Consider the following 25,943-nt stretch of genomic DNA (forward strand, 5'->3'; position numbering starts at 1 on the left):
TTGTCCATGTTTGTATCAAAAAAAGGTGTCTATAAGCACCTTTTTTTATCTATCCATTAAAATTATGAAATTCGTTGTCAAAGTCTTCCCCGAGATCATCGTGAAAAGCGAATCCATCAAGAAACGCTTTATTAAGGTGCTGTGGGGCACTATCCAAAACGTACTCATGCAGCACGATAAGACGGTTAAGGTCATCCGTCATTGGAATTTTCTTGAGGTGCGTTCAAGATGAATCAAAGCGCGCCCAACTTCGTGCGGCATTGACTTATATTCCAAGGATTCATCGTGTGCTGGAGATTGATGATTCGCCTTTTACGGACATGCATGATATTTTTGAGCAGACTTTGGTGAGAGTCAAAGACGAGATTGAGGGCAAGAGGTTTTGTGTGCGTGTTAAGCGTCGCGGCAAGCATGATTTTGATTCGATGGATGTCATCCGTTATGTGGGCGGTGGGCTAAATCAGCATATTCCTAGCGCCAAAGTTTGGCTAAAAGACCCTGAGGTCTTCATCAAGATTGAGATCGAGCATGATTGCTTGATGTTCGTGCAGGCGCGTCATGAAGGGATTGGGGGGGATTCCCGATCAGCACCCAAGAAGATGTGTTGTCTTTGATCTTGGGTGGTTTTGATTCTGGCGTGGCAAGCCACATGTTCACAAGCCGCGGCAGCCGAGTGCATTATGTGTTCTTTAATCTGGGTGGGCGTGCGCATGAAATTGGCACCAAGCAAATGGCATACCATCTGTGGCAAAAACACGGCAGTTCGAACCGTGTGAGATTTATCACCGTGGATTTTGAACCTGTGGTAGCTAAGATTCTACAGAAGATCGATGATGGTCAAATGGGCGTCGTGCTAAAGTGTATGATGGTGCGTGCTGGCAGTAGCATTGCTAAGGACTATCGCATTGAAGCGATTGTCACGGGTGAGGCATTGGGGCAGGTTGCCAGTCAGACGCTGACCAACTTACGCGTCATCGATAAGGCAAGCGATACACTCATATTAAGACCGCTCATCACTCATGATAAGAAAAACATTGTCGACATGGCCAGCATTGGTACGGCCGATATTGCCAAATCCATGTCTGAGTTCTGTGGTGTTATCTCAAAAAACCAACGGTTAAGGCCATCGAGCATAAGATTGTCGACACTGAAGTGAATTTTGATTTCGACATTCTACAATGCGCCATTGATACCGCCATATGCATGGATATTCGAGACATAGCAAACGAAGAACATGATAATCAAACCGTCCAGTCGGTTGATACTGTATCAGCAGATGAGGTTGTCATCGACATTCGCACGCCTGACGAGATCGAGGATTCACCACTGGATATGGAAGCGGATGTGATCGAGATGCCTTTTTGTCGCTTGGGTACGAACTTTAGTGAGTTTGATCAATCAAAAACCCACTTGTTGTATTGTCAGCGCGGTGTGATGTGCGGTTTGCAGGCAATGGCATTAAAGAGTAAAGGTTTTGATAATATTAAGGTTTTAAAGCTAAAATAACAAAAAGGGCGTGATGCTCTTTTTGTGTCTTTATACGTTTGTCTTAATGAGATAATCAATAACGACGGGCGCATGATCTGAAAACCAATTATCCTTATAAACCCATGCGCCTACGGTACGCTCTTTCCAGTCGGGCGAGCAGGCTTGATAATCAATGCGCCAGCCCACGTTCTTGGCGCGCGCTTGTCCGCGATTTGACCACCAAGAATACACCTCAGATTCCTTGCGTACAACGCGAAACGTATCAACATAACCCAATTCATCATAAATATGATCTAACCATGCGCGTTCATGAGGTAGGCAGCCAGATGCTTTTTGGTTGCCTGACCAGTTTTTGATATCGACGCGCTTATGCACGATGTTGTAGTCGCCGCAGATGATGACGGATTTATCTTCATCGCGCCAGTGTTTTAGGATTTGTTTGTATTCATCTAGGAAGATGTCTTTGCGTGCTTGGGCTTCATCGCCTGATGAGCCAGATGGTAGGTATAGAGATGAGATAAATACAGGCTTATCAAGACCTAAGTCAAACTCTGCGGTGATGAATCGACCCTGACTGTCAGCAAGCTCAAAACCAAGACCACGGCTCAACGATACGATCGGCAAACGACTATAAATCGCTGTGCCTGCATAGCCTGCACGTTCAGCGGGAAATAGATGGGTGTGCCAACCTTCTGGCTTAAATTTATCCGTCCATTGATCATGGTTGATGCGCGTCTCTTGCATGCAGACGACATCCGCTTCAGATTCATTCAGCCAATCAAGCAAGCCCTTTTTCTCGGCGGCGCGCAGTCCGTTGACATTAATGGAGATGACGCGCAGTAGGCGTTCATTGGCGTTTAGGGTGTGATGTGATTTTGGTCGGTGTAGATAAGGCATGAGATAAATTGCAATTTAAAAAAGGCGACATTCTAGCATAAATGCCGCCAAAAGATAAGGGTAGGGCTGATGCGGATTGTGTTATCAATCCTCAATCACAGTCTCTTCGCTTGATTTCCAGTTGTAAGCACCGTACATGAGAATCTGCATCTGACGTGTGCAGCGACGGAGCATTTCTTGTTTGTGGTGCTCAACATCAATAGGGTCTTGTTTGTCGGTGATGTCTTCAGCATCTTCATCATCAAGGTTTGGTGTATAAGTCAGCTCTAGCCAGTCGATGATCCAAGAGAATGACAGATTAACACCAATCTCAGCCAATAGGTAGCGGTCTTCGCTGCCAATGTGTTCAAAGGCAGGCTGTAGCGCCAAGTCCTCGCCCATGATCTTGGCGAAGTAGTGAATCTGTAGACTGATCGCGTTACGTACCGCCTCGGAGCCACCAAAGCGCTCCGATGCGATGAATTGCCAATATCTAGGCTGCGCATCTACGGCCTTGAAAAATATTTGTACGCTCTTGGCGATTTGACGTTCAAAACTGCGTTTTTTGCCCAGCTGCATGTGCTCGCGTAAGATGGATAGTGCATCACCCAATTCATCTTCAACCAACGCTTTGCCAAGGCATTCCATGTCATCAAAATGACGATAAAAGGCCGTCGGCACAACCCCAACCTCGCGAGTGACTTGGCGCAGACTGATGGAGCTGTATCCTTGCCCGGTCATGCATAAATCTAGAACAGCATTAAAGAAAGCTTGACGTGTTTGGCGTTTTTTTTGTTCTCGAGTGGTGGTTTTTGTTTCTGTCATGAATCAATCCGATGAAGTCAGTGTGCTTAAACGCGCCCATTAAAGCGCATAAAATTGAGTGAATAACTGTGTATTATGAATAAAAATCTAGAAATTTTCAATCAAATTCATAAAATGTTGCATTTTTGTTAATATGATTTTTTATATTAAAAAAAAGCCAAGCGTGAACCGCTTGGCTTTATCACCTTGATGATTAAGACTTGGTGCAATCTAGAAGGGTGGCGTTGTTCGCACCCAGTACTTGGGCTTTGTTGCCATCTAAGATCAGAGTCATTGGCTTGCCATCGCCTTCAATGCCTTCATTAGTGGTGAAGCGTTTTTTGTCATTTAGGTTTTGGTTTAGATCGTAAGTGATATCATCGGCAGTAAGATGTGCCTCGATTTCGCCTTCGTGATTGTGTACAGCAATATTTATACTCTTGTCGCCGCATTGAAATTTGTCACCATCATGATGATGTGCATGATCGCCATGATCGTGTGCGTGATCATGATTATGGTCGTGCTCTGCATGATCATCATGTTCATGGCTGTGATCGTGATCGTGCGCATGATCGTGATTATGCTGTGTATCGGCCGTATTTTCAGAAATATTTGCTGCTTCGGTAGCGGGGGCGGCCGCCTCAATGGTTGTGGTCTCGGCAGGTGCTTCGGCTTGTTTTTTATCGCAAGCGGTTAAAGCCAAAGTAGCAACCAGTGAAGTTAGGATGATTTTTTTCATGATAAAACCTTAATTTGATGTGTCAATATGGTGAAATATTTAAATATTAGATGCAATGATCAAGATATATTATAACAAAATTTACAATCATGACTCAAGCCTTGTAACTTGATAACAAAAAAGCCGATAACTATCGGCTCTTTGAGGTTAATGCGCAATCACACATTAAATCTAAAATGCATCACATCGCCGTCTTGGACGATATAGGTTTTGCCTTCTAGGCGAGACTTACCTGCTGCTGCTGCGCCTTTTTCTCCGCCATGTTCGATGAAATCATCATAAGCGATCACTTCGGCACGGATAAAGCCACGCTCAAAGTCGGTGTGAATAACACCTGCCGCCTCAGGAGCGGTCGCACCCACAGGCACCGTCCACGCGCGCACTTCTTTGACCCCTGCGGTGAAGTAGGTTTGTAGGTTTAGTAGATCATACCCTGCACGAATCACACGGTCAAGCCCTGCTTCACTCATGCCCATGCCTTCTAAAAACTCCGCCTTTTCTTCTTCGTCAAGCTGGGCGATTTCGGCTTCAATTTGGTTGCACAATGCCACGACAATGGCGTTTTCGCTTTGGGCAAATTCACGCACCGCATCTAGGTGGGGGTTATTTTCAAAACCGTCTTCTGCCACGTTGGCGATGTACATGACGGGTTTTAGAGTGATAAGCCCGTAGGATTTGATGAGTTTTTTCTCATCATTGTCAAGATTTGCCATGCGTGCAGGTTTGCCGTCCGCCAAAAATGGCTCAATTTTTTGAAATACCGCCAAAATCGCCTGAGCGTCTTTGTCTCCGCCTTTTGCTTTTTTGGTGGCGTTAGTTATCGCACGTCCTACCGCTTCAAGGTCGGCAAGGGCAAGCTCGGTATTGATGGTCTCAATGTCGGATAGGGGGTTTACTCGTCCGTCCACATGAATGACGTTGTCATCATCAAAACAGCGTACCACATGGGCAATCGCGTCCGTCTCACGGATATTGGCAAGGAATTGGTTGCCCATGCCTTCGCCCTTGCTCGCCCCTGCCACAAGCCCTGCGATGTCCACAAATTCCATGCTGGTCGGTAGCACACGTTCAGGCTTGACGATTTCTGCCAATGCCTTTAAGCGTGGGTCTGGCACAGGCACGATACCCGTGTTTGGGTCTTTGGTACAAAAGGGGAAGTTTTCGGCGGCAATGCCTGCCTTGGTGAGTGCATTAAATAGGGTGGATTTGCCAACGTTTGGCAAGCCTACGATACCACAGTTAAAGCCCATGAGTTGTCTCGCTGTTAAATTAAAGTTGCTTAAAGCATTAAAAATCATAAACAAACCATTATACCAAAAATTATCATTAATCTGTGAGATTTTTGGCAAAAAAACGAAATGTGATGGCGTGGCTTAGGTGATATTTTTTGATATTTTTGACATAAAAACCACATGACAAATCCCCCAAAAGATTGGTATAATGTGGGTAATTCTGCACGATCTTGTAGAATTTTTTATCCTTTTAAGCCCTTTATATTGTTAAGGAAATATCATGGCTATCGAACGTACTCTATCTATCATCAAGCCGGACGCAGTTGGCAAAAACCACATCGGCGACATCATCGCTCGCTTCGAAAAAGCAGGCCTTAAGCCAGTTGCTATCAAATACAAGCACCTAACTCAAGCAGAAGCAGAAGGTTTCTACGCAGAGCACAAAGAGCGTGGCTTCTTCGCTGACCTAGTAGCATTCATGACTTCAGGTCCTGTGGTTGTATCTGTACTAGAAGGCGAGAACGCTGTACTAGCACACCGCGATATCCTAGGCGCAACCAACCCAGCTGAAGCTGCTGCTGGCACCATCCGTGCTGACTTTGCAGTAAGCATCGACGAGAATGCAGCTCACGGTTCTGACTCTACCACTTCAGCTGAGCGCGAAATCGCTTACTTCTTCGGTGCAGACGAAATCTTCCCACGCACTCGTTAATTGATTGCCAGATATTATCATCTGATTAATCGTAAACAGCTTGCTTTTTTAGTGGGCTGTTTTTTATTTTGCGCAAAATCAAACAAGCGCGCCAATACCAAAAAATCATGACTTTGAACGAAATTTTTAGTATAATATGATGTTTTTATGTTTATTGTAGCAGTCCGATTGTCATGACAAAAATCCCCGTAACCCACACGCCAGAATCCACTGATTCATCCAATAAGGTTAATTTGCTTGGTATGTCCAAGGTAGATTTGGGTGAGTTTTTTGTGTCGCTTGGCGAGAAGCCGTTTCGAGCGACGCAGGTGATGAAGTGGATTTATCAGTTTGGCGTAACGGACTTTTTTGAGATGACAAACATCTCAAAAAAACTTCAACAAAAGCTTGATGAAGTCGCCTGTGTACTACCGCCGAAGGTGAAATTTAAGCAGTTTAGCGAAGATGGGACGCGTAAATGGGTCTTTGAGGTGTCGGGTGGTTCGCTTGTTGAGACGGTGCTTATCCCTGCTGAAGATGGCAAGCAGTTTGGGCGTAAGACCTTGTGTATCTCATCTCAGGTTGGCTGTGCGCTGGATTGTTCGTTTTGTAGTACGGGTAAGCAGGGCTTTGAGCGTGACTTGGACGCCAGCGAAATCATCGGGCAGTTATGGGTGGCGAATCAGTCATATATGGAAGATATCGCTCCGACCGAGCGAGAGAATCGCGTGACCAATGTCGTCATGATGGGCATGGGCGAGCCTTTGTTGAACTATGACCCTGTGGTCGCCAGCATGTCTTTGATGCTTGATGATCACGCGTTTGGATTATCAAAACGCCGCGTGACTTTATCAACATCAGGCGTGGTGCCAAAGATGTATGATCTGGCCAAGGACATTGATGTGGCACTTGCCATCAGTCTGCATGCACCAAATGATGAGCTTCGAGATGAGCTGGTACCAATTAACAAAAAATACCCACTGGCAGATCTCATCGCCGCCGCCAAAGCATACGTCTATGAAGAAAATCCACGCCAAAAAAAACACGTCACCATTGAATATGTGATGCTCGCCGGCGTGAATGACAGCGATGAGCACGCGCGTCAGCTTGTGGCACTATTAAAAGATTTGCCAAGTAAGGTGAACCTAATTCCATTCAACCCGTTCCCACATGCACCTTATGACCGCTCAAGCAATAACCGAATCCATGCGTTTAGCAATATTCTTAATAATGCAGGTTTTGTGTGTACGATTCGTCAGACTCGCGGCGATGACATCGATGCGGCGTGTGGGCAGTTGGTTGGGCAAGTTGCTGATCGCACCCGACGCGCCAAAAAATGGAAAGAAAGCATCCAAAAGCGCCAAGACCATGCTTAATCGTTATATTTGAATAAGTTGGCAAAATTTTTGAGACTTGATAGAATGGGATGTCTGATGGTTTTTAGGTTGAAAGTTTGCCGTACTATGGCGATTGTTAGCATCGCTCTTGTGATGACCGCATGTCAGGGCGTTGATCGTAACATTCATCAGAATAAGACCGAACTTGCTAAGATTCGTACCGCCATGGCAGGGCAATACATCGCGGCAGGTAGGCTAGATGATGCCAAGCGCCAACTTGACATGGCGCTGACAGCTGATGTAGGCTTTGCGCCAGCCTATGACATGATGGGTGTACTGCTTCAGAGTGAAGGCAGTGAGGCGAACCTTGCGCGTGCGGATGGTTATTTTTATCAAGCGCTTAAGCTTGATAACAATCTGATGCGTGCGCATAACAACTATGCGGTGTATCTGATGCAGGTTGGACATTATGATCAGGCGATTCATCATTTTAAGATTGCATCGGCCAACCTAGGCTATGAAGGCCGTGTGCAGTCACTAGAGAATCTGGCCACAGCTTATCAGCGCATCGGTCGGCATGATGATGCGATTAGTGCTTATCAACGTGTCATTGATTCGGGCAGTGCTACTGAGCGAAGTTATGTGCAGCTGATCGATCTACATGTGGCGCAGTCAAATATGAATGATGCCCGAAATATATATCAAAGAGCCGTGGCTGCCTTCGGTCGATCGTCAGCATTATCAGATAAAGGCACTCAATTACACATGTCAGATTTACCCAAAAATTAAAAGAGAGTTTCCATGTCACATCACAGTCCTATCAAGCGCCGTCCCACCAAGAAGATTCACGTTGGTTCTGTGGCGGTGGGCGGCGATGCGCCAATCAGTGTGCAGAGCATGACCAATACCAACACCTGTGATGTTGAGGCGACGGTTGCGCAGATTCAGCGCTGCGTCGATGCGGGTGCTGATTTTATGCGAGTCTCAACCCCGACGATGGAGTCGGTGGCAGCATTCGCCGAGATCAAAAAACGTGTTAGCGTGCCACTGGTGGCAGATATTCATTTTGACTACAAAATTGCTCTGGCGGTGGCGGATGCAGGTGCTGATTGCTTGCGCATCAACCCAGGCAATATCGGCAACGAACAAAAAGTACGTGAAGTCATCGCGGCAGCGCGCCATCATGGCGTGAGCATGCGCATCGGTGTCAATGCCGGTTCTCTTGAAAAGGATCTACAAAAAAAATACGGCGAACCGACAGGCGAGGCAATGCTTGAGTCGGCGCTGCGCCACATTGATATTCTAGACCGCAATAACTTTGATCAATTTAAAATCTCAGTTAAGGCGTCGAACGTATTTTTGACTTTGGATGCTTATCGACTTATCTCGGCGCAGGTGGATAACCCTCTGCATCTTGGTGTGACTGAGGCAGGCGTGTATCGCACGGGTACTGTCAAATCTGCCATTGCCTTGGGTGGGTTATTGCTAGAGGGTATCGGCGACACCATGCGTATCTCATTGGCAAGCCAACCAGAAGAAGAGATCAAAATCGGCTTTGATATTTTGAAATCCCTTAACATCCGTTCAAATGGCGTGAACTTCATCGCTTGCCCTAGCTGCAGCCGCCAAGAATTTGACGTCATTAAAGTCATGAATGAATTGGAATCTCGCTTGGAAGACATCCGTGAGCCTATTGATCTGTCGGTCATTGGCTGCAAAGTTAATGGACCTGGCGAGGCAAAAGAAGTGGACATCGGTGTCGTGGGTGCAAGCCCAAATTCGCTCGTGTATCTGGGTGGTCAAAAAAGCCATCTGATCGATACCAAGACGCTTGCAGATGAAATTGAGCAAATGGTGCGCGCCAAAGCCAAAGAGCTTGCTGAGGCAAGAGCCATTGCCAAGCAAAAAGAGATTATTCGGGTTGGGTGATGAATCATTCTTTGCAAACCGATAGATTGAGCTTTGTTGAATTGGCAAAGTTAGCCATGCAAACGGTTAATAAAACCATGACTGCATCAGATTTATGGCAATTTGTATTGCGAAATGATTTGCATCACCAACTAAAGACTTTCGATGTTCAGACGCAATCATTTAAGGGTAAAATACCCGAGGCGACATTTAGCGCTGGAATTTGCACATCTGGTGATATTTTTGAGGCTGTGCCAAATACCAAACCAAAGCAATACATCTTAAAAAATAGCAATGCCACATTTCAAGAAGTTAATTCTGTGATGTCAAGACCACCTAAAGCAACAAGAAAAAAAGCCGCTTATCATGAAAGGGAGCTGCATGCTTTATTGAGTTATTTTTTGAAAGAAAACGACTATTTTAAAGCATATTCCAAAACCATCTTTCATGAAGAAAGCTCAAAAGGCGTAAGAGGCGAAGATAAATGGCTGTATCCTGATATGGTGGCAGTTAATTTTGAATACGCCAATTATCAAAAGAATAACGTATTAAGTTTTATCAAAAAATTTGATATTTTGCCCGTTAAAATTTTTTCTTTTGAAATTAAAAAAGAACTGAACTTTTCAAATTATAAAGAAAGCTTCTTTCAGGCGGTGAGTAATTCAAGTTGGGCAAATGAAGGTTATTTGGTGGCGCTTGACATCAAGCAAGATGGTCAATTCATCGAAGCTTTACAAAAATTAAGCCAAAGCTTTGGGATTGGTATTATTGAGATGAATTTGAATAATATCGGTCAATCTAAGATTTTATCACCTGCCAAATTCAAAGAAAAAATGGATTATTCGGTGATTGATGAGCTGGCAAGAAAAAGCCCGAACTTTGCCCAATTTCTAAAAACAGTAACGGATTTTGATTTATCGAACTCCAACAGATTTTTGAATGAATTTGATAAGATTTTGTCACATGGCGAATTAGCATCGACCTTGCAGCAGGTATTTTTGACCGAATGATTTGAGCTTTGATTGATTTTAATACATAAACCGGTGATATTAATAAGGAAAAAACATGAGTAAAATTACCGCCATTCGCGGATTTAATGATGTGCTACCGAGCGATGCACAAAAATGGCGCAAGCTAGAAGCCATCTTGGGTGATGTGCTTGATGGTTATGGATTTAGCCAGATTCGCCTACCTTTGGTTGAGGAGACTCAATTGTTTGCCCGTGGTGTGGGTGAGGCAACTGACATCGTCGAAAAAGAGATGTTCAGCGTGATTCATGGCGGCAAATCTGAAGGTGAAAGTGCGTCATTTACGCTGCGCCCCGAAGGCACGGCAGGCTGTGTGCGTGCGGTGATTGAGCATAATATGCTTCGTGGCGATGCGCCAAAGCTTTGGTACATTGGACCGATGTTCCGTTATGAACGCCCACAAAAAGGCCGCTATCGTCAATTCCATCAGCTTGGCGCCGAGGTGTTTGGCAATGATCTGCCTGATGGGGAGGTGGAATTGATCGCCATGACCCATCGTTTTTGGCAAAAGCTTGGCGTGTCAGAGCACGTTAAATTGCAATTGAATACCTTAGGCGAGGAAAGCGAACGCTTGGCGTATAAGACGGCGCTGGTTGATTACCTAACGGTGCGCAAAGATGAACTTGATGAAGACAGTCAGCGCCGACTCACCACCAATCCGCTGCGCATCTTGGATTCTAAAGATGAAAAAACCCAATCCATCTTACAAAATGCGCCAAAGCTTGATGATTTCTTGGGCGATGATACCCGAGCGCACTTTGAGCAGGTGAAGGCATATCTGACCGCGCTTGGCATTGGTTTTGAACTCAATGATAAATTGGTGCGCGGGCTTGATTACTACAATAAGACGGTTTTTGAATGGGTGACGGATAAATTGGGCTCTCAGGCAACCGTATGTGGTGGTGGTCGCTATGATGGATTGGTCGGTGTGCTAAAAGGCAAGCCTGAGCAGTCTGAGCCTGCGGTGGGCTTTGGTATGGGTCTTGAGCGTTTGCTACTATTGATTGAGGCGGTTAATCCTTTTATGCTAGAAGCTGACTGCGATGTGTTTGTGGTAGCGCAGCCCGAGGTGTATAAAGAGGCCTTGCTATTCGCTGAAAGTCTTCGCAATGAACGAAGCGATCTTCGTGTAAAAATGGCAAATGGCTCAAGTCTAAAATCTCAATTCAAAAAAGCAGACAAGTCAGGCGCTAAATACACCGTCGTGCTCGGTCAAGATGAAATTGATCGCGGTGTGATTAGCGTCAAAGACATGACGACTGGCGAGCAGAGCACCCAAGATAGAAACTGGTTTTTAAATTAATTGATTGCTGGTCGATTATTGATTAATATTTATGGCAAATTTGCCAACTGATAGGATAATGGCATGACAAAAGATTCGTCAAACATGACAGACAACCAGGCTATGAGCGCACTCAAAAAACACGGCAGTACCATCATATGGGTGATCGTTGCTGTGCTTGCAGGTTATTTTGGGTGGGAGTATTATCAAAAGAACTACGCCAAAGTTGATACTGTCGCTGCGGATATGTATACTAACATCGATGAGCGTAATGAGGTGATTAAGCTTGCCAAGCAAAATCCCGATCTGGACGCTGCAGCGCAGGAGAGCACTGCTAAGGACGAAGCGGCATTATTCGCTGACATTGATAAGTTGGTCGCTGAGCATCCAAATACTGCATATGCATGGCAAGGCCTGATGTTAAAGGCGCGCCATCAAACGGATGCAGGCAAGCTGACTGAGGCTGTCACAACGCTTGAGCAGGCACAATCGCTAAAACTTGATGATCAAGGCTTGGCAGCGATGACAGATTTGCGCCTAGGTCGTGTGCTGCTTGACAACAATGAAGCTGATAAAGCGCTTGAATTGGCAAATAAAGAGTTGCCGGCAGCGTTTGAGGCGTCACGTCAAGAGTTGTTGGGTGATATTCACATCGCCAAAAATGATACCGAGAATGCCAAGAAAGCTTATGTGGCAGCATGGGAGGCGCTACGCAAACGCCAAGAACAGCGCGCTGTATTAAGCCTGAAATTGCAGTCGTTGGGCGCTGAAGTAACACCGATCACCCCAAGAACGCCTGTGGTCGCAGCGCCTGTGCAAGTCAGTCAGCCTAAGAGTGCTGAAGCTACCCAAGAGGGTGGTGATGAAGCTGAAGCACCTGCTCAAAACTTAGAAACACAAAACACACAAATGGGTAATTAGTCGTTATTAAATCAGCTTTATAATGATGAGCGAATAATCACCTCAAAAATTGCTGCAGCGCACAGTTGGCGGCTATACAGTATAAGGATAAAATATGCACACTCGTTTTGTAAAAACTGCTCTGGTCTGCGCATTAAGTGCGGTGGCTTTGGTTGGTTGTGGTAAAGGCATTAAGGCAGAAAGCAAAAAACCTGCCAAATTAATCAAAATCAGCGCACCTGTTGCGGTGCTATCACCTGTGTTTAGTGCATCTCTAGATCAAGGTCGTAGCATGATGAAAGGCAGCCGCGCCAGCAAAAAAGACGTGGTTGATCTACAAGTTGCCCAAACAGGCGAGGGTCTGATTGCTGCTAGTCGTGGCGGCATCGTTGCCTTATTAAATGGTAAGCAAACCGTCTGGTCGGTAGATCTTAAAGAAGCCATCACCAGCGGTGTAGCATCTAATCAATCAGGCAGCGTTGCCATCGTTGGTACGCGCTCAGGTAAAGTGGTTGCCATCAATGCTCAGACGGGTGCGATCGTGTGGGAGAAGGCACTACCAACATCTAGCCCAACCCCAGCACTCATTACTAACAATCGTGTCCTACTGTCAGGCAATAATGGAACGCTTTATGGTCTAGACCTGCAGACAGGTACAGCCATGTGGCAGTTTAGCACGCAGAATGTCGATGTGAGTGTACGCGGCGCCGCTAAGCCGCTACATTTGGATGAGCAGACAGCGCTATTTGGTACAGCGGATGGTCGTATCCATGCGATTAACCCTGCTTCGGGTACGCCATTATGGACGCGCCGTGTGGGTATGGCGACTGGTGGCAGTGCGGTTGAGCGCATGAGTGATGTGGATGGTACGCCATTGGTGGTAGGTCAGCACTTATATGTGACAAGCTTTAGTGGTCAATTGGCGGCTTTTGACATGTCAACAGGTCGCCCGATGTTCGTAGGCGAGATTTCAAGCACGAAATCACCGACTGTTCTTGGTGAGGTGCTTGTAGCCACAGGGGTTAATGGTGATGTTAAGGCCTTTAACCGCTTGACAGGCGAGACATTATGGCTAAATGAAAACCTAAAACACCGTAAGCTTACCAATCCTGTTACTGTGGGCAATCATGTCGCGGTTGGTGACTATGATGGAGTGATTCATCTGTTCGATGTCAATGGCAACATCGTAAGTCGCGCTGAGACTAAGGGTCAATTAACCAGCCTGCAAGTCAATGGTAATCGCCTATATGCTCAGAGTGCGTCGGGCGTAGTGAGCGTTTGGCAGTTTTAGGTTTTTTAATTGACCTTTTTCCTTTGCTGTCAAATGATGGCAAAGGATTTGGTGTTTTTATTTGATTGTAAATTTATTTTTTAAATAATTTTGAGAGATTATGAGTATTAAACCTGTGGTTGCCTTGATTGGCCGCCCAAATGTCGGAAAATCAACCCTATTTAATCAGCTGACCAAGTCTCGTCAAGCACTGGTTGCGGACATGGCTGGTCTGACGCGCGATCGTCAATATGGCGATGCGAATTTTGGGAATAAGTCATTCATCGTCGTGGATACAGGCGGTATCGGTGAAGCGGATGATGGTACGGGCAACATCGACGACTACATGGCGACTCAGTCTTATACCGCCATTCATGAGGCAGATATCGTCGTCTTTGTGGTTGATGCGCGTTCTGGCTTGATCGGTGCGGATAGCGAGATCGCCAGATTCTTGCATACTCTGGGCAAGCCGGTATATCTTGTGGCGAACAAGATGGATGGCGTACATGAAGCCTCGTCGGCAGAGTTTTTTGAATTGGGTTTTGGTGAGCCATTTCCGACCGCTGCCAGTCACGGTAAGGGTGTTACTAACCTTCTAGAAGTCTTAACGGCTGACATGCCAGAGGATGAGGCTGATGATAATGATGATGATAGCCTAAAGCTTGCTATTATCGGACGCCCGAATGTTGGTAAATCAACACTGGTCAATCGCCTACTGGGCGAGGAGCGTGTGGTCGTCTTTGATATGCCGGGCACGACCAGAGACAGTATTTACATTCCTTTTGAGCGCGAAGGCCGCAAATATACGCTGATCGATACGGCGGGTGTGCGTCGTCGCGGTCGTATTGATGAGAAGGTTGAGAAGTTCTCTGTTGTTAAGACCTTGCAGGCCATTAAGGATGCGAATGTCGTTGTCGTTGTGGTTGATGCCAAAGAGGGTATCGTCGATCAGGATCTGCACATGTTAGGCTATGCACTCGATGCAGGTCGCGCGATAGTGATTGCCATTAATAAATGGGATGGCTTGTCCCAAGACCAAAAAGACTATGTGAAGCTTGAGATTGATCGTCGCTTTAACTTCGTGCCGTGGGTGAAGATTCATCTAATCTCAGCACTGTATGGCAATGGCGTGGGCGAGCTTTATCCGTCAATTCATAAGGCGTATGATGCATCGATGTTCAAGGTGTCCACGTCTCGTCTGACGCAGATTCTACAAGATGCCGTGCAAAATCACCAGCCACCAATGGTCGGTGGTCGTCGCATCAAGTTAAGATATGCGCACTTGGGCGGGCATAATCCGCCAGTGATCGTCATCCATGGTAACCAGACTTCCGCCTTACCAAAGAGCTATCAGCGTTATCTTGAGAACATCTACCGCGATGTGTTTAAACTAGAGGGTACGCCTTTGCATGTCGAATTTAAGCAGAACGCCAACCCATACGAAGGTAAGAAAAACCCTAAAATTAAAAATAAGGCGAAAGTCATGCGTGAACGTAAACGCATTGCAGAATTTAAGAAACGCGATAAGAAGCGCTAGATTTTCCATCTAGTTAGTAGAATTAATTTTTGAGAGTGTATTGTAATGAAAACTTTGCCTGCATTAATTGTTGCCACCATGCTTTTGGGTGCGTGTACTAGTCTGCCTGACAACCCCCGAAAAACACCTGTCGTTCATGCGGAGAATAAAATCATGAAGCAGCAAACCATCAAAAGCAAATACAGCTTTGAACAGACGGTTGAGAGATTAACTGCTGCCATCCAAAGCAAAGGTATGGCGGTATTTTCGACCATCGACCATCAACAAGCCGCCAAGGAAGCGGGTCTTGATATGCAGCCTGCGACCGTTATTGTGTTTGGCAATCCAAAAGCGGGCACGCCATTGATGATCCAAGAACCCACCTTTGCGCTGCAGCTACCATTAAAGGTGTTAGTGACACAGGTGGGTGATGAAGTCTTGGTGAGCTTTAACGACACTAAGGCGATGATTGAGCAGACGAATATTAATTATGCTCAGGTAGAGAGCACTTTGGCGGGTGCTGAGAGATTGATCATTAAAACTGTCAGCGAATAATAGAGTAGCTGATTAAAAGCGTCTCGATTCACTTGAATTTGTATCTTTGGCACTCATTATAGAGGCAATTGGGCGCTTTGGCGCATTTCATCCATCCAGATAATAACGGGAGTAAAACAATGTCTATGTATTGCAATACTTGTAGATTTACAAGACCGACCGTTTTGACTGTCTGGGTGATGACTGTGTGATGTGATCAGACGTGACTTCAATGCGGTGCAAACCTTCTTTCGGGTTTGCACTTTTTTATTGTAAATTTACAATATAAACCATGAATCGAATGAATTTGAGAATAAAAATATGAAAACACAAAAGCAACTCATCAAGCTTGGCGAGAAATTGGCAAACTGCCTAATTTGTCCAAGTGTAATTAAAACGCGCAATCAAACTGCACTAAATCCTTTGTTGAAGAAAGGTGGTGTTCATGATAGAGACAACCCCAAAACACGCCATAAAAAAGAGCGTGCCAAAATACGTTTGCACCTAAAACATAGGGGGCATGACAACAATTTTTAAAAATTTTTGAAATTTTTTGTAAGATATTTGCCCCACGTCCGTCTAAGGTGTATCATAAAATGGTTTATGATGTTTAATTGGAGTTTATCATGTCAAATCTTAATCGTAAAATCACAGGTCTTGCCGTAGCAACCCTACTTGCCACAGGACTTACTGCTTGTAAAGAAGAAAAGGTAGAAGCACAGCCCATGGAGCAAGGCTACCAAAATGCCGAAGATCAGCCTGCTACTGCCGAGCCTAACACCGCTACCGCCACCGCTACCAAAACTGCCGAAGGCAAATGCGGTGAGGGTAAATGTGGCGAAGCAGGGTGCAGTGCCACCATGACCGATAAATCAGCCAATGCAGGTTGTGGGGCGAACACCGCTACTGCTGCCGCCGACAAATCAGCAACTGCCAGTTGTGGGGCAAGCACCGACAAAAACGCTAATGCCAGTTGTGGCGGTAACAAATAAATAGCGGTTTAGGCTTGCATGACAAGGTTTTGGGAATTTTTCATAACCTTGTCATGCCCTAATAATTTTGGCAAATAAATTGGAGAAAAAAGATGATACAAACCAAAAACTTAATCATCGGCTTTGGTAAAGCAGGCAAAACGCTGGCAGGGCTGTTTGACAAACAGGGCGAGCGTACCATTTTGGTTGAGCAATCGGACAAAATGTATGGCGGAACGTGTATTAACGTGGGCTGTATTCCGTCAAAAAAACTGATTCATGAAGCCAAAACAGACAGTTTTGCTGTTGCCATGCAGGACAAGGACAAACTCATCTCTGCCTTGCGTGAAGCTAATTTTAACAAAATCAATGATTTACCAAATGTAACCGTCATCAACGCACAAGCGAGCTTCGTTGATGACAACACTGTTGCCCTATCCACAGGCGAGACGGTGCGTGCCGAGCGGATTTTTATCAACACAGGCACGACCCCCATTATGCCACCGATTGCAGGCGTGGACGGCGAGCGTGTTTATGACAGCACGGGGCTTTTAAACTTAGGCGACAGCCAAGCGACCGCGCCCAAGCGGCTGGTTATCGTGGGTGCAGGTTTTATCGCCCTTGAATTTGCCTTTATGTATCACGCTTTTGGCAGTCAAGTGAGCATTGTTGAAAAATTTGACAGCTTTTTGCCAAAGATTGATGATGACGTGCGTGCGATTGTGCTTGACCTATTAAATGAGCGCGGCATTACGGTGCATTTAGGGCAAGATGTCCAAGAATTTAAACACCTAACAGAGCATACCCAAGTCATCACCGATAAGATGACCCTTGATGCTGATGCTGTGCTTGTCGCCATTGGCAGACGACCTAACACAGATGCTCTAAACCTACAAAACACAAGCGTACAGCTAAGCGAGCGTGGCTATGTGGTGTGCGATGACAAACTAAAAGCCACCGACCACATTTGGGCGATGGGCGATGTCGCAGGTTCACCGCAGTTTACCTACATCTCGCTTGATGATTATCGCATTGTGGCGGATGATTTGTTTGGGAGTGGCACACGCCACAGAGCCGACCGCCACACTTTCCCAACGAGTGTTTTTATCACACCGCCTTTATCACAAATTGGCCTGAGCGAAAAACAAGCCAAAGACAGTGGCAAAAATTACCAAGTGGCAACCTTGCCCGCCCAAGCCATTGTCAAAGCCAAAATCACAGGCAATACCAAAGGCTTATTAAAAGCGATTGTGGATAAAGACAATAACGAGATTTTGGGCGTTACGTTGTTTTGTGAAAATAGCCATGAGATTATCAATTTATTTAAATTGGCAATGGATAATGGCGTTAAAGCGGATTATTTTAAAGAGCAAATTTTTACGCACCCAACCATTAGCGAATCATTAAATGATTTATTTGCCGAATTTTAATCGTTTTAAATAAATTTAATTGGTGTAATTTAGAAGGTGTCTTATGAAAAAACTCACTCTTGTCATTGCAATTAGCATCTTGGGATTAACTGCGTGTAACAGTTTTGCCAATACCTCATCAAAACAAAACAATGCCAAATCTCAAACTCAATCACAAATCAAACCAAAAGCAAAAGGCGTTTGGATTGATGTGCGTAGCCCAGAAGAATATAAAGCGGGGCATTTGTTAAATAGCGTCAATATCCCTGTTGGCGATATTGCATCAAAGATTTCTGCCATTGAGCCTAATAAAAACAATCCTATTAATCTATATTGCCGAAGTGGCAGACGTGCCGAAGTTGCTCGCACAGAACTCTTAAAATTGGGCTATACCAATGTTACCAATCACGGCGGCTATGAAGACCTAAAACAACAAGGTTATCGTTAAGGAGTATTTTATGAAAATCAATGTTGGTAAACCTGATAAAATCGTACGAATTATTTTGGGTGTTGTTATTATTGGCTTGGGTGTTTATTTTGGTTCTTGGTGGGGAATTGTTGGGCTTGTGCCATTATTGACAGGCTTTATGAATTTTTGCCCCATTTATCATATTTTGGGCATCAGCACTTGCAAGTGCCATGTTGATAACAAACCCTAATAATTGGGAAAATAAAATGACAAGTAAAAGACCATTGCACGGGGCAGGGCTTGGCTTTCGCCGTGAGTTATTGCCACAAATGTCTTTTGATGATGTGAATGCCGTTCATCAATTAGGCCAGATTGATTTTTTTGAAGTGTCGCCTGAAAATTGGATAAACTCCCACGGAATTATGGGCGGACGTTTTGAAAATATCTTGCGTGCTTATAGCGAGCGGTTTTCTTTTATTTGTCATGGACTTTCTTTGTCTATTGGCAGTTCAAAAGAATTGGAGGTGGCTCATGTAAATAATATTAAGCATTTTATGAAGTCGCATAACATCAATTTATTTACCGAGCATTTGTCTTGGTGTAGTGATGACAAAGGGCATTTGTATGATTTATTGCCCATTCCTTGCACCGAAGAAGCGGTATTTTGGGTTGCCGAGCGTATTAAAAAAGTACAAGATATTTTAGGCTCTCAAATTGGCATTGAAAACGCCTCATATTATTATCTACCGCCCCAAAGCCAAATGTCCGACAGTGAATTTATTTCTGCGGTGGTAAAAGAAGCTGATTGTTTATTGCATTTAGATGTGAATAATATTTTTGTCAATAGCCAAAACTTTGGTTTTGACCCACACCAATATTTGCGTGAATTGCCGCTCGAGCGGACGTGTTATTTGCACGTTGCTGGGCATTATGTGGATGATGACGGCTTGATTGTGGATACGCATGGCGATAGTGTGGTGGAGCGTGTTTGGGCGTTGTTAAATGACGCCTATGGTTTGATATTTGCCAAAACAGGTAAAACGGCAGATAAGATTCCGACTTGTTTGGAGCGTGATTTTAATTTCCCAGAACTTAGCGAGCTTACCCGTGAAGTTAAATTCATTCGGGAAATTCAAGAACGCCATAAAAATAATTCTACATTTAAATTGGCCTAATTATTTTAATGATAATTTAATAAAATGGCATAACAATGATGATTGATAAAGCACCCAAGTTACGCATCTTTCAGCGTGAATTTGGCGATTATATCCGCAAACAAAAACACGATAATACCGATACCGTGCCTGCTCGTGTGGGGCAATTATATCAAAATCTGATTTATAATAATGTCTCTGGCTTTGTCAATCAATGCTTTCCCATTACTCGCAGTATTATTGAGACGCATTTTGGCATATTGGTTTGGCAAAATCTGATTAAAGATTTTTTAAAACATGGCGATATGGCAAGTCCGTATTTTAGTGAAATCACCGAGCAATTTGTCGGCTATTTGACAGATAGTGTTTTGACAAAATTTGATTTGCCCATTTATTTGTCAGAATTTGCTCATTATGAATGGGTGGAATTGTTTGTAGATAATCTACCGAACAATAATCCCAAGCCTATTTTAATGTATCAAAATGCGTCTATTTTTATCAATCATACCGCCCAGATTTTATATTATGAATGGGCGGTGCAGGATATTAGCGTGGCATTTTCTCCGAGTCAAAAAAGCCCGACTTTTTTGGTGGTGTATCGTAAAGTGGTGGACGGTACATTTAAAACGGCATTTATGACCATAAGCCAGCTTAGTTTTATCATACTAACCTTTATGCAAGCAAAGCAAAATGAAGAGGTATGCTATCAAAATACAAATGAGTTATTGGCAGAGCTACAACGCACCTTTGAATTAAATGATGAGATTTTTGATAATATCAAAATTTCGTTTGATGATTTGGTCAATACAATGATTGATAATCAAATTTTTTATAACCAATATTTTTAATAAAAATAAGGTAAATTATGATAAAAAAATACAACGCTTATTATAATAAATTTGTTGTAAATTTAAATAAATTGGACTTTTTGCCATTATTCGCCATTCGTCTTTATCTTGCCCCTGTGTTTATTATGGCAGGGCTAACCAAATACCGTTCGTTTGATGATACGGCACAGTGGTTTGGTAATGCCGATTGGGGGCTTGGTTTGCCATTTGCATCCTTTTGGGTGGCTATGGTGATTGTTGCTGAATTGATTGGCGGTGTGGCGTTATTACTCGGCGTGGCGACTCGTTTTTTTGGCGTGTTATTGGCAATCACAATGGCGGTTGCCATGCTTCTTGTGCATTTAAAAAACGGCTGGCACGCCATTACCCCAACCGACCCTGCGACCAATATCGCCCAGTTATTTGGCGGATTGGGACAGGTAAGTTTGGATAATTCCATACAAGCGAGCGAGCGATTAAATAAAGCCCGTGAAATCTTACAAACGCATGGCAATTATGACTGGCTGACCGAAACGGGTAATTTTGTGGTTTTAAATAATGGCATAGAATTTGGCATGACTTATTTTATCATGTTAATTGTGCTAATTATTTATGGGGCGGGGCGTTATATAAGCATGGACTTTTGGATAAATAAAAGTCTGCCAACTTTGAAATAGTACTGTGTCAAACTCGTTCACAGTGAGGGCGTGCTGAACCTTTATAACACAATTTAAAATTTAGAAATCTTGTGAAAATAAAATGATGTTTTTGCATGAAAAATGGCTAAATCTTGTTTTTCTGCGTCAAAAACTGGTCTGATAGAATGACTATCAGCCTTAAGTTTTTTCCTTGAAAAACGTGCGATTTTTCTCATTTTTCATTGCAAATACAAAAGTTCAACACGCCCTATTTGTACAGCTTTGCTCGTTTTCCTTGTCTTATTTCAAATTTTTTTTTGACTTAAAAATGCACCAAATACAATTACGCCAATTTGATAAAAAAAGCATGGACGAGATCTATCAGTCCATGTTTGCTTTTGCGTATAACCAATTAAATCACGAACAGCACGCCAAAGACGTGGTGCAAGATGCCCTCTTAAATGCCCTAAAATATGCCGATAGTTTTCAAGGAAAGTCCGCCTTTAAAACATGGGTATTTGCCATTTTAAAAAATAAAATTGCCGACTTCATCCGCCAAAACAAACATTATGAAGTCATGAGCGATATGAGTGAAAATAGTGATGAAGAATTTTTGGCAATGCTGTTTGATGATATTGGGCATTGGCAAAACGGTTCATCGCCAAATGCCTTTGATAATCGCTGGGCAAGTCCGCATGAAACAGTTGAAAATGATGAATTTTGTCAAGTATTGGAACTTTGTTTGGAGAATCTGCCCAAAGAGCAGGCACAAGTTTTTTTGATGAAAGAATATATAGAATTGGGTAGTGATGAGATTTGTAAGAGTTTAAATATTACTCGACAGAATTTATATGTATTATTGCACAGAGCCAGATTAAGATTGCAAATGTGTTTGTCGGTAAAATGGTTTGTTTAGGGGGGATACAATGAAACGATTAAAGAATTGCCAAAAAATGACTGAATTGATGAGCTTATCACAAGAAGAACCATTGACTTTATCCCAAAAAATGACGGTGAAATTTCATCTTTTGATGTGTCCTGAATGTCGTAGGTTTGATGATAATAATCGGGTGTTAAAAGAGATGATAAAAAAGCATAAGAATTTAAAGGGATGATTTGTTTTAAAGCGATTAAAAAAGCTGATTTGACAATATCGTCCGCATGGGATTAAAGCTCTTGCGATGTTCGGGCAATATTCCATGCTCATAAATGGCGGTGGTATGGGATTTGCTGGCATAGCCTTTGTGCTTGTCTAGCCCATAATCAGGATAAATTTCGGCATAGTCATTCATGGCAGTATCACGATGAACCTTGGCAAGGATACTGGCACAAGCGATAGACGTGTGAAGGCTGTCGCCCTTGATGAGCGTGTGAATGCACGGCTGAAAGTCGCCAAAGTCATCGGATAGGGTGGGCGCAGCGTTGCCGTCTATCATGATGATAAGGTTGTCGTTTTTGCCAATGTCATTTAACGTTATCAAGTGTTCAATCGCCAATCTCATACCCAAAAGAGTCGCTTGATAAATGTCAATGGCATCAATCACATAAGCAGGTATATCAATCACAGCATAGCTTTGGCAGGTTTGTTTAATCGGGTCAAAGACCAAATTCCGCTTTTTTTCAGACAGTTTTTTGCTGTCGTTGATAAGAGCAAGGGGCGTATTTGTCAGGTCAATTTGCCCAAATTCGCCCGTCAAATCATTATCCAAAATCACCGCCCCAACGGTCATCTGCCCAAACAGTGAACCCCGCCCCACTTCATCAATGCCGATGACAAAGGTGCGTGATGTAGGTTCGTGATTTTTGTGGGCGACAACGGTGCAGGCGTGAGTGTGCGTGTTTAGAGTATGGGCTTTCATGAATGTTGATAATGAGTCAATACGGCTTCGGCGGCGTTATGATGACTGTCCTTACGTAGTGTGGCGGTTGTTTGTTGTAATTTTATGATTTGTGCGTTAGGGTCGCCTAAAATTAGCTTGACTTCTCTTGCGATATTAGCTGCAGTTGCGTCATGCTGGATTAACTCAGGTACGATTGGTTTTCCTGTCTGCCCGTAGGATAGGATATTTGGCAGAGATACATAGGGGATTTTTACCAGATGCTTGGCGATGGTGTAGGTGAGATTGCTAAGCTTATACACCACGACCATAGGGCGGTGCAGCAGCAATGTCTCAAGCGTGGCGGTGCCCGATGCCAACACCACCACATCAGATGCCATCATCACATCATGACTGATCGGTGTATCCTCGCCATAAACGACGTGGGCATGGGGCAGCAGATGAGGCGCACGCTCAAACAACATCAACTCTACCAGCCGCGCGTGTTCTGCATTCACTACGGGCAGCACAAAACCCACGCGATCATCAGCAAGCTCATCCATGCTATCGATAAGCAGTGGCAAAATGGCGTGAATCTCAGAGACGCGCGAACCTGCCATCATGCATAGAATGGTCTGGTTATTAAGCTTCTTAAGTGATGGAAAACTGCCACGATGATGACTGATAAATTCCGCCTTAGTCTCATCGAGTGCTCGTTCATCGGCTTGTAGCTTGTCCAGCAGTGGATGACCGACGCAGACAGCAGGGTGATTATGCTTGGCATATACATCAAGCTCAAAAGGAAAGAGGCACAGCACCAGGTTGGTGGCGGCTTTGATGGTATGAATTCGACTCTCTCGCCATGCCCACACGCTCGGGCTGACCATCTGCACGCAGAACACACCTTTTGGCTTAAGAACTTTGCCCAGTCTTAAATTAAAATCAGGCGCATCAATGCCAACGAAAATATCAATCCTCTGACGATCAAATTCTTCTAATATCTCACGTCTGGCTCGCAATAAATCAGGCAAATGCTTGACGACCTCGGCAAGACCCATCACAGAGAGCCGCTTCATGTCTATGATGGAGTGCAGCCCTAATTTTTGCATGCTTTGACCGCCTACGCCTACCCAGCAAATGTTTGGGTGAATGGCGTTCATCTGATGCATAAAATCCGCACCCAGCGCATCGCCTGAGACTTCACCTGCCACGATGCCGATGGTAAGCATGTCTGTCATAAGTCACCCAATTATTATAAATAAATGCCATATTTTACGAATTTCTAGGAATGCTTGCAAACAAATTCGTGAAAATTTTACATATTATTAAATTTTATATATTCATAATTTAAATTAATAAATAACCAATTTTTTATTAAGATAAACCATTTTTTATTTTATGTAATCTTTGGCATACTATGACTTAATTAATAAGTTTTAATTATGTAGTCATAGGAGTTAGTTATGAAATTAATCACCGCCATCATTAAGCCGTTCAAATTAGACGATGTTCGCGAGTCGCTGACACTGATAGACATACATGGCATGACAATCACAGAGGTTAAGGGCTTTGGTCGTCAAAAGGGTCATGCTGAGATTTATCGTGGTGCTGAGTATGTGGTGGATTTTTTGCCCAAGCTAAAAATTGAAGTGGCTGTTAGCGATGATTTGTCTGGTGAAGTGGTTCACACCATCACAAACGCTGCCAATACAGGTAAGATTGGCGATGGTAAGATTTTTGTACAGCCACTAGATGAGATTGTTCGTATTCGTACAGGCGAAATGGGTGAAAATGCTTTATAAAACTAATAAGGGGTAAAAGCAATGAGAAATTCAGTAGGTCGATTTGGTTTGGTGGGAGTGGGGCTGTTACCTGCCTTGGCGATGGCGAATGAGTCGGTATTAGATACTGGTGATACAGCTTGGGTGTTGACAGCGACGGCGTTGGTCTTAATGATGACCATTCCGGGGCTTGCACTGTTCTATGCTGGTATGGTGCGTAAGAAAAATATCCTATCTACCATGATGCATAGTCTGGGTGCTGCGGCTGTTGTTTCGATTGTGTGGGTTGCGGTTGGTTATTCGTTGGCATTTTCAGAAGGTGCCATGAATACATTCGTGGGTGGTCTTGATCATGTGATGCTGCATAATATTGGGCTGGATGAATTAGATGGCAGCATTCCCAAGCTATTAACCGTAATTTTTCAGCTGACATTTGCGGTTATTGCCATGGCCATCTTAGCGGGTTCTTTGGCTGAGCGAATCAAATTTGGCTCATTCATGGTGTTCGCTGCGGCTTGGACGCTACTGGTGTATGTGCCTGTATGCCACTGGGTGTGGGGTGGTGGTTGGCTGACTGGCGATGCGCTAGACTTTGCCGGCGGTACGGTGGTTCATATTAATGCGGGTGTGGGCGGTCTGGTGCTGGCTTATCTGTTGGGCAGTCGCCGTGATTATGGTAAGGGCAATCTTGCGCCTGCGAACTTGGCATTAACACTCATCGGTGCAGGTCTGGTTTGGGTGGGCTGGTTCGGCTTTAATGGTGGGTCTGCGCTCGGCGCTAACGGTAATGCGGTGATGGCACTCATCACCACTCAAGCAGCTGCGGCAGTGGGTGCAATAGCTTGGCTGATGGCAGAATACGCTAAGCGCGGTAAAGCGTCTGCACTAGGAGGAGCGTCTGGCGCTGTGGCAGGCTTGGTGGGGATTACACCTGCAGCAGGCTTTGTGGATGTGTCTGGTGCGATGGCGATTGGTGTATTGACGTCTTTGGGATGTTTTGTGATGATTTATTATGCCAAAAAACGTCTGCGTGTGGATGATGCACTGGATGCGTTTGGGCTGCACGGTGTGGGCGGCATCATTGGTGCGGTATTGACAGGGGTGTTTGTGAGTCCTGCGCTATATCCCGAGATTGTCGATGTGTCGTTATTAAAGCAGCTTTGGCTACAGGTTGAGGGTGTGATTGCTACCTTAGTGTATGGCGGTGTGATGACATTCATGATTGGCATCATTATTAAGAAGACCATGGGTCTGCGCGTGGATGCCGAAGAGGAATATCAAGGTCTTGATCTGGCCATCCATGGTGAGAAAATAGCAGATTAGCAACCTTAA

At 44.4% G+C, this 25,943-nt stretch carries 31 protein-coding genes; 25 read left to right on the forward strand and 6 right to left on the reverse strand.

From position 1 onward, the window contains the following. The first annotated feature begins 64 nt into the window (after positions 1–64). Genes MBO_RS10225 through thiI form a run of 4 tightly spaced genes read left to right on the forward strand, consistent with a single transcriptional unit; the run spans position 65 to position 1,506 of the window. Complete coding sequence (locus MBO_RS10225) at positions 65–232, forward strand: hypothetical protein (RefSeq protein ID WP_197971995.1); 168 nt, start codon at positions 65–67, stop codon at positions 230–232. Next, on the forward strand, positions 213–614 hold the full coding sequence (locus MBO_RS10230; protein ID WP_197971996.1) for a THUMP domain-containing protein: 402 nt from the start codon (positions 213–215) through the stop codon (positions 612–614). Before MBO_RS10225 ends, MBO_RS10230 begins: the two co-directional genes overlap by 20 nt. Further along, on the forward strand, positions 605–1,156 hold the full coding sequence (locus MBO_RS10235; protein ID WP_197971997.1) for a tRNA sulfurtransferase: 552 nt from the start codon (positions 605–607) through the stop codon (positions 1,154–1,156). Before MBO_RS10230 ends, MBO_RS10235 begins: the two co-directional genes overlap by 10 nt. Continuing rightward, on the forward strand, positions 1,153–1,506 hold the full coding sequence (thiI, locus tag MBO_RS10240; protein WP_197971998.1) for a thiazole biosynthesis protein: 354 nt from the start codon (positions 1,153–1,155) through the stop codon (positions 1,504–1,506). Before MBO_RS10235 ends, thiI begins: the two co-directional genes overlap by 4 nt. A 30-nt stretch (positions 1,507–1,536) precedes the next feature. Here the strand turns inward: thiI and MBO_RS07450 are convergent, their stop codons facing one another. The 4 genes from MBO_RS07450 to ychF form a co-directional block, all read right to left on the reverse strand. Further along, complete coding sequence (locus MBO_RS07450; protein ID WP_036366298.1) at positions 1,537–2,385, reverse strand: exodeoxyribonuclease III; 849 nt, start codon at positions 2,383–2,385, stop codon at positions 1,537–1,539. A gap of 84 nt (positions 2,386–2,469) precedes the next feature. Then, a complete protein-coding gene (locus MBO_RS07455; protein ID WP_036366301.1) occupies positions 2,470–3,189 on the reverse strand; it encodes a TetR family transcriptional regulator in 720 nt (239 codons plus the stop codon). 193 nt (positions 3,190–3,382) lie between these two features. Then, positions 3,383–3,907 carry a hypothetical protein gene (locus MBO_RS07460; RefSeq protein WP_052585367.1) on the reverse strand — a complete coding sequence of 175 codons (525 nt, stop codon included), beginning with the start codon at positions 3,905–3,907 and terminating at the stop codon, positions 3,383–3,385. Positions 3,908–4,065: 158 nt separating this feature from the next. After that, on the reverse strand, positions 4,066–5,157 hold the full coding sequence (gene ychF / locus MBO_RS07465; protein ID WP_036366421.1) for a redox-regulated ATPase YchF: 1,092 nt from the start codon (positions 5,155–5,157) through the stop codon (positions 4,066–4,068). 262 nt (positions 5,158–5,419) lie between these two features. Between ychF and ndk the strand changes: the two genes are divergently transcribed. From ndk to MBO_RS10335, 19 genes are all read left to right on the forward strand, one after another. Continuing rightward, on the forward strand, positions 5,420–5,851 hold the full coding sequence (gene ndk, locus MBO_RS07470) for a nucleoside-diphosphate kinase (RefSeq protein ID WP_036366306.1): 432 nt from the start codon (positions 5,420–5,422) through the stop codon (positions 5,849–5,851). 173 nt (positions 5,852–6,024) lie between these two features. Further along, on the forward strand, positions 6,025–7,206 hold the full coding sequence (rlmN, locus tag MBO_RS07475; RefSeq protein ID WP_036366308.1) for a 23S rRNA (adenine(2503)-C(2))-methyltransferase RlmN: 1,182 nt from the start codon (positions 6,025–6,027) through the stop codon (positions 7,204–7,206). 87 nt (positions 7,207–7,293) lie between these two features. Next, entirely contained in the window at positions 7,294–7,956 is a 663-nt protein-coding gene (locus MBO_RS07480) for a tetratricopeptide repeat protein (RefSeq protein ID WP_052585368.1), read from the forward strand. A 12-nt stretch (positions 7,957–7,968) separates the two neighbouring features. Continuing rightward, positions 7,969–9,096, forward strand: a complete 1,128-nt coding sequence (gene ispG, locus MBO_RS07485; RefSeq protein WP_036366312.1) for a flavodoxin-dependent (E)-4-hydroxy-3-methylbut-2-enyl-diphosphate synthase — start codon at positions 7,969–7,971, stop codon at positions 9,094–9,096. Further along, positions 9,096–10,085, forward strand: a complete 990-nt coding sequence (locus MBO_RS07490) for a hypothetical protein (RefSeq protein ID WP_052585369.1) — start codon at positions 9,096–9,098, stop codon at positions 10,083–10,085. The genes ispG and MBO_RS07490 overlap by 1 nt, the downstream gene beginning before the upstream one ends. A gap of 55 nt (positions 10,086–10,140) precedes the next feature. Next, the gene (gene hisS, locus MBO_RS07495; protein ID WP_036366316.1) at positions 10,141–11,406 is read left to right on the forward strand and encodes a histidine--tRNA ligase; all 1,266 of its coding nucleotides are present in this window, start codon (positions 10,141–10,143) and stop codon (positions 11,404–11,406) included. 63 nt (positions 11,407–11,469) lie between these two features. Beyond that, a complete protein-coding gene (locus MBO_RS07500; protein ID WP_052585370.1) occupies positions 11,470–12,306 on the forward strand; it encodes a YfgM family protein in 837 nt (278 codons plus the stop codon). Between the two features lie 94 nt (positions 12,307–12,400). Next, positions 12,401–13,576: an outer membrane protein assembly factor BamB gene (gene bamB, locus MBO_RS07505; RefSeq protein WP_036366318.1), complete on the forward strand. Its 1,176-nt coding sequence runs from the start codon at positions 12,401–12,403 to the stop codon at positions 13,574–13,576. Between the two features lie 100 nt (positions 13,577–13,676). Further along, entirely contained in the window at positions 13,677–15,092 is a 1,416-nt protein-coding gene (gene der, locus MBO_RS07510; protein ID WP_036366319.1) for a ribosome biogenesis GTPase Der, read from the forward strand. A 45-nt stretch (positions 15,093–15,137) separates the two neighbouring features. Beyond that, the gene (locus MBO_RS07515; protein ID WP_036366322.1) at positions 15,138–15,626 is read left to right on the forward strand and encodes a DUF302 domain-containing protein; all 489 of its coding nucleotides are present in this window, start codon (positions 15,138–15,140) and stop codon (positions 15,624–15,626) included. 605 nt (positions 15,627–16,231) lie between these two features. After that, on the forward strand, positions 16,232–16,597 hold the full coding sequence (locus tag MBO_RS07520) for an HvfA family oxazolone/thioamide-modified RiPP metallophore (RefSeq protein WP_052585371.1): 366 nt from the start codon (positions 16,232–16,234) through the stop codon (positions 16,595–16,597). A gap of 92 nt (positions 16,598–16,689) precedes the next feature. After that, positions 16,690–18,006: an FAD-dependent oxidoreductase gene (locus MBO_RS07525; RefSeq protein WP_187648945.1), complete on the forward strand. Its 1,317-nt coding sequence runs from the start codon at positions 16,690–16,692 to the stop codon at positions 18,004–18,006. A gap of 43 nt (positions 18,007–18,049) precedes the next feature. Further along, complete coding sequence (locus MBO_RS07530; protein WP_036366326.1) at positions 18,050–18,433, forward strand: rhodanese-like domain-containing protein; 384 nt, start codon at positions 18,050–18,052, stop codon at positions 18,431–18,433. Between the two features lie 10 nt (positions 18,434–18,443). Beyond that, a complete protein-coding gene (locus tag MBO_RS07535; RefSeq protein WP_036366328.1) occupies positions 18,444–18,644 on the forward strand; it encodes a YgaP family membrane protein in 201 nt (66 codons plus the stop codon). 16 nt (positions 18,645–18,660) lie between these two features. Next, the gene (locus tag MBO_RS07540) at positions 18,661–19,569 is read left to right on the forward strand and encodes an HvfB family MNIO-type RiPP peptide maturase (RefSeq protein ID WP_036366330.1); all 909 of its coding nucleotides are present in this window, start codon (positions 18,661–18,663) and stop codon (positions 19,567–19,569) included. 35 nt (positions 19,570–19,604) lie between these two features. Beyond that, a complete protein-coding gene (locus MBO_RS07545) occupies positions 19,605–20,396 on the forward strand; it encodes an HvfC family RiPP maturation protein (RefSeq protein ID WP_036366334.1) in 792 nt (263 codons plus the stop codon). 17 nt (positions 20,397–20,413) lie between these two features. Then, entirely contained in the window at positions 20,414–21,052 is a 639-nt protein-coding gene (locus MBO_RS07550) for an HvfX family Cu-binding RiPP maturation protein (RefSeq protein WP_036366337.1), read from the forward strand. 289 nt (positions 21,053–21,341) lie between these two features. Then, a complete protein-coding gene (locus MBO_RS07555; RefSeq protein WP_036366436.1) occupies positions 21,342–21,929 on the forward strand; it encodes a sigma-70 family RNA polymerase sigma factor in 588 nt (195 codons plus the stop codon). Positions 21,930–21,939: 10 nt separating this feature from the next. Further along, positions 21,940–22,128, forward strand: a complete 189-nt coding sequence (locus tag MBO_RS10335) for a zf-HC2 domain-containing protein (protein WP_036366339.1) — start codon at positions 21,940–21,942, stop codon at positions 22,126–22,128. Between the two features lie 15 nt (positions 22,129–22,143). On the opposite strand, the gene MBO_RS07560 is transcribed toward MBO_RS10335, so the two are convergent. Beyond that, positions 22,144–22,872 (reverse strand): ribonuclease HII, encoded by a 729-nt coding sequence (locus MBO_RS07560; RefSeq protein ID WP_036366341.1) that lies wholly within the window; start codon positions 22,870–22,872, stop codon positions 22,144–22,146. Further along, entirely contained in the window at positions 22,869–24,068 is a 1,200-nt protein-coding gene (gene lpxB, locus MBO_RS07565) for a lipid-A-disaccharide synthase (protein WP_036366438.1), read from the reverse strand. The genes MBO_RS07560 and lpxB overlap by 4 nt, the downstream gene beginning before the upstream one ends. A gap of 225 nt (positions 24,069–24,293) precedes the next feature. On the opposite strand from lpxB, the gene MBO_RS07570 reads away from it, so the two are divergent. Then, entirely contained in the window at positions 24,294–24,632 is a 339-nt protein-coding gene (locus MBO_RS07570) for a P-II family nitrogen regulator (protein ID WP_036366343.1), read from the forward strand. 81 nt (positions 24,633–24,713) lie between these two features. Then, complete coding sequence (locus MBO_RS07575) at positions 24,714–25,934, forward strand: ammonium transporter (protein WP_227712704.1); 1,221 nt, start codon at positions 24,714–24,716, stop codon at positions 25,932–25,934. Positions 25,935–25,943: the final 9 nt, after the last annotated feature.

Source organism: Moraxella bovoculi 237 (assembly GCF_000696305.2).
Taxonomy (GTDB): domain Bacteria; phylum Pseudomonadota; class Gammaproteobacteria; order Pseudomonadales; family Moraxellaceae; genus Moraxella; species Moraxella bovoculi.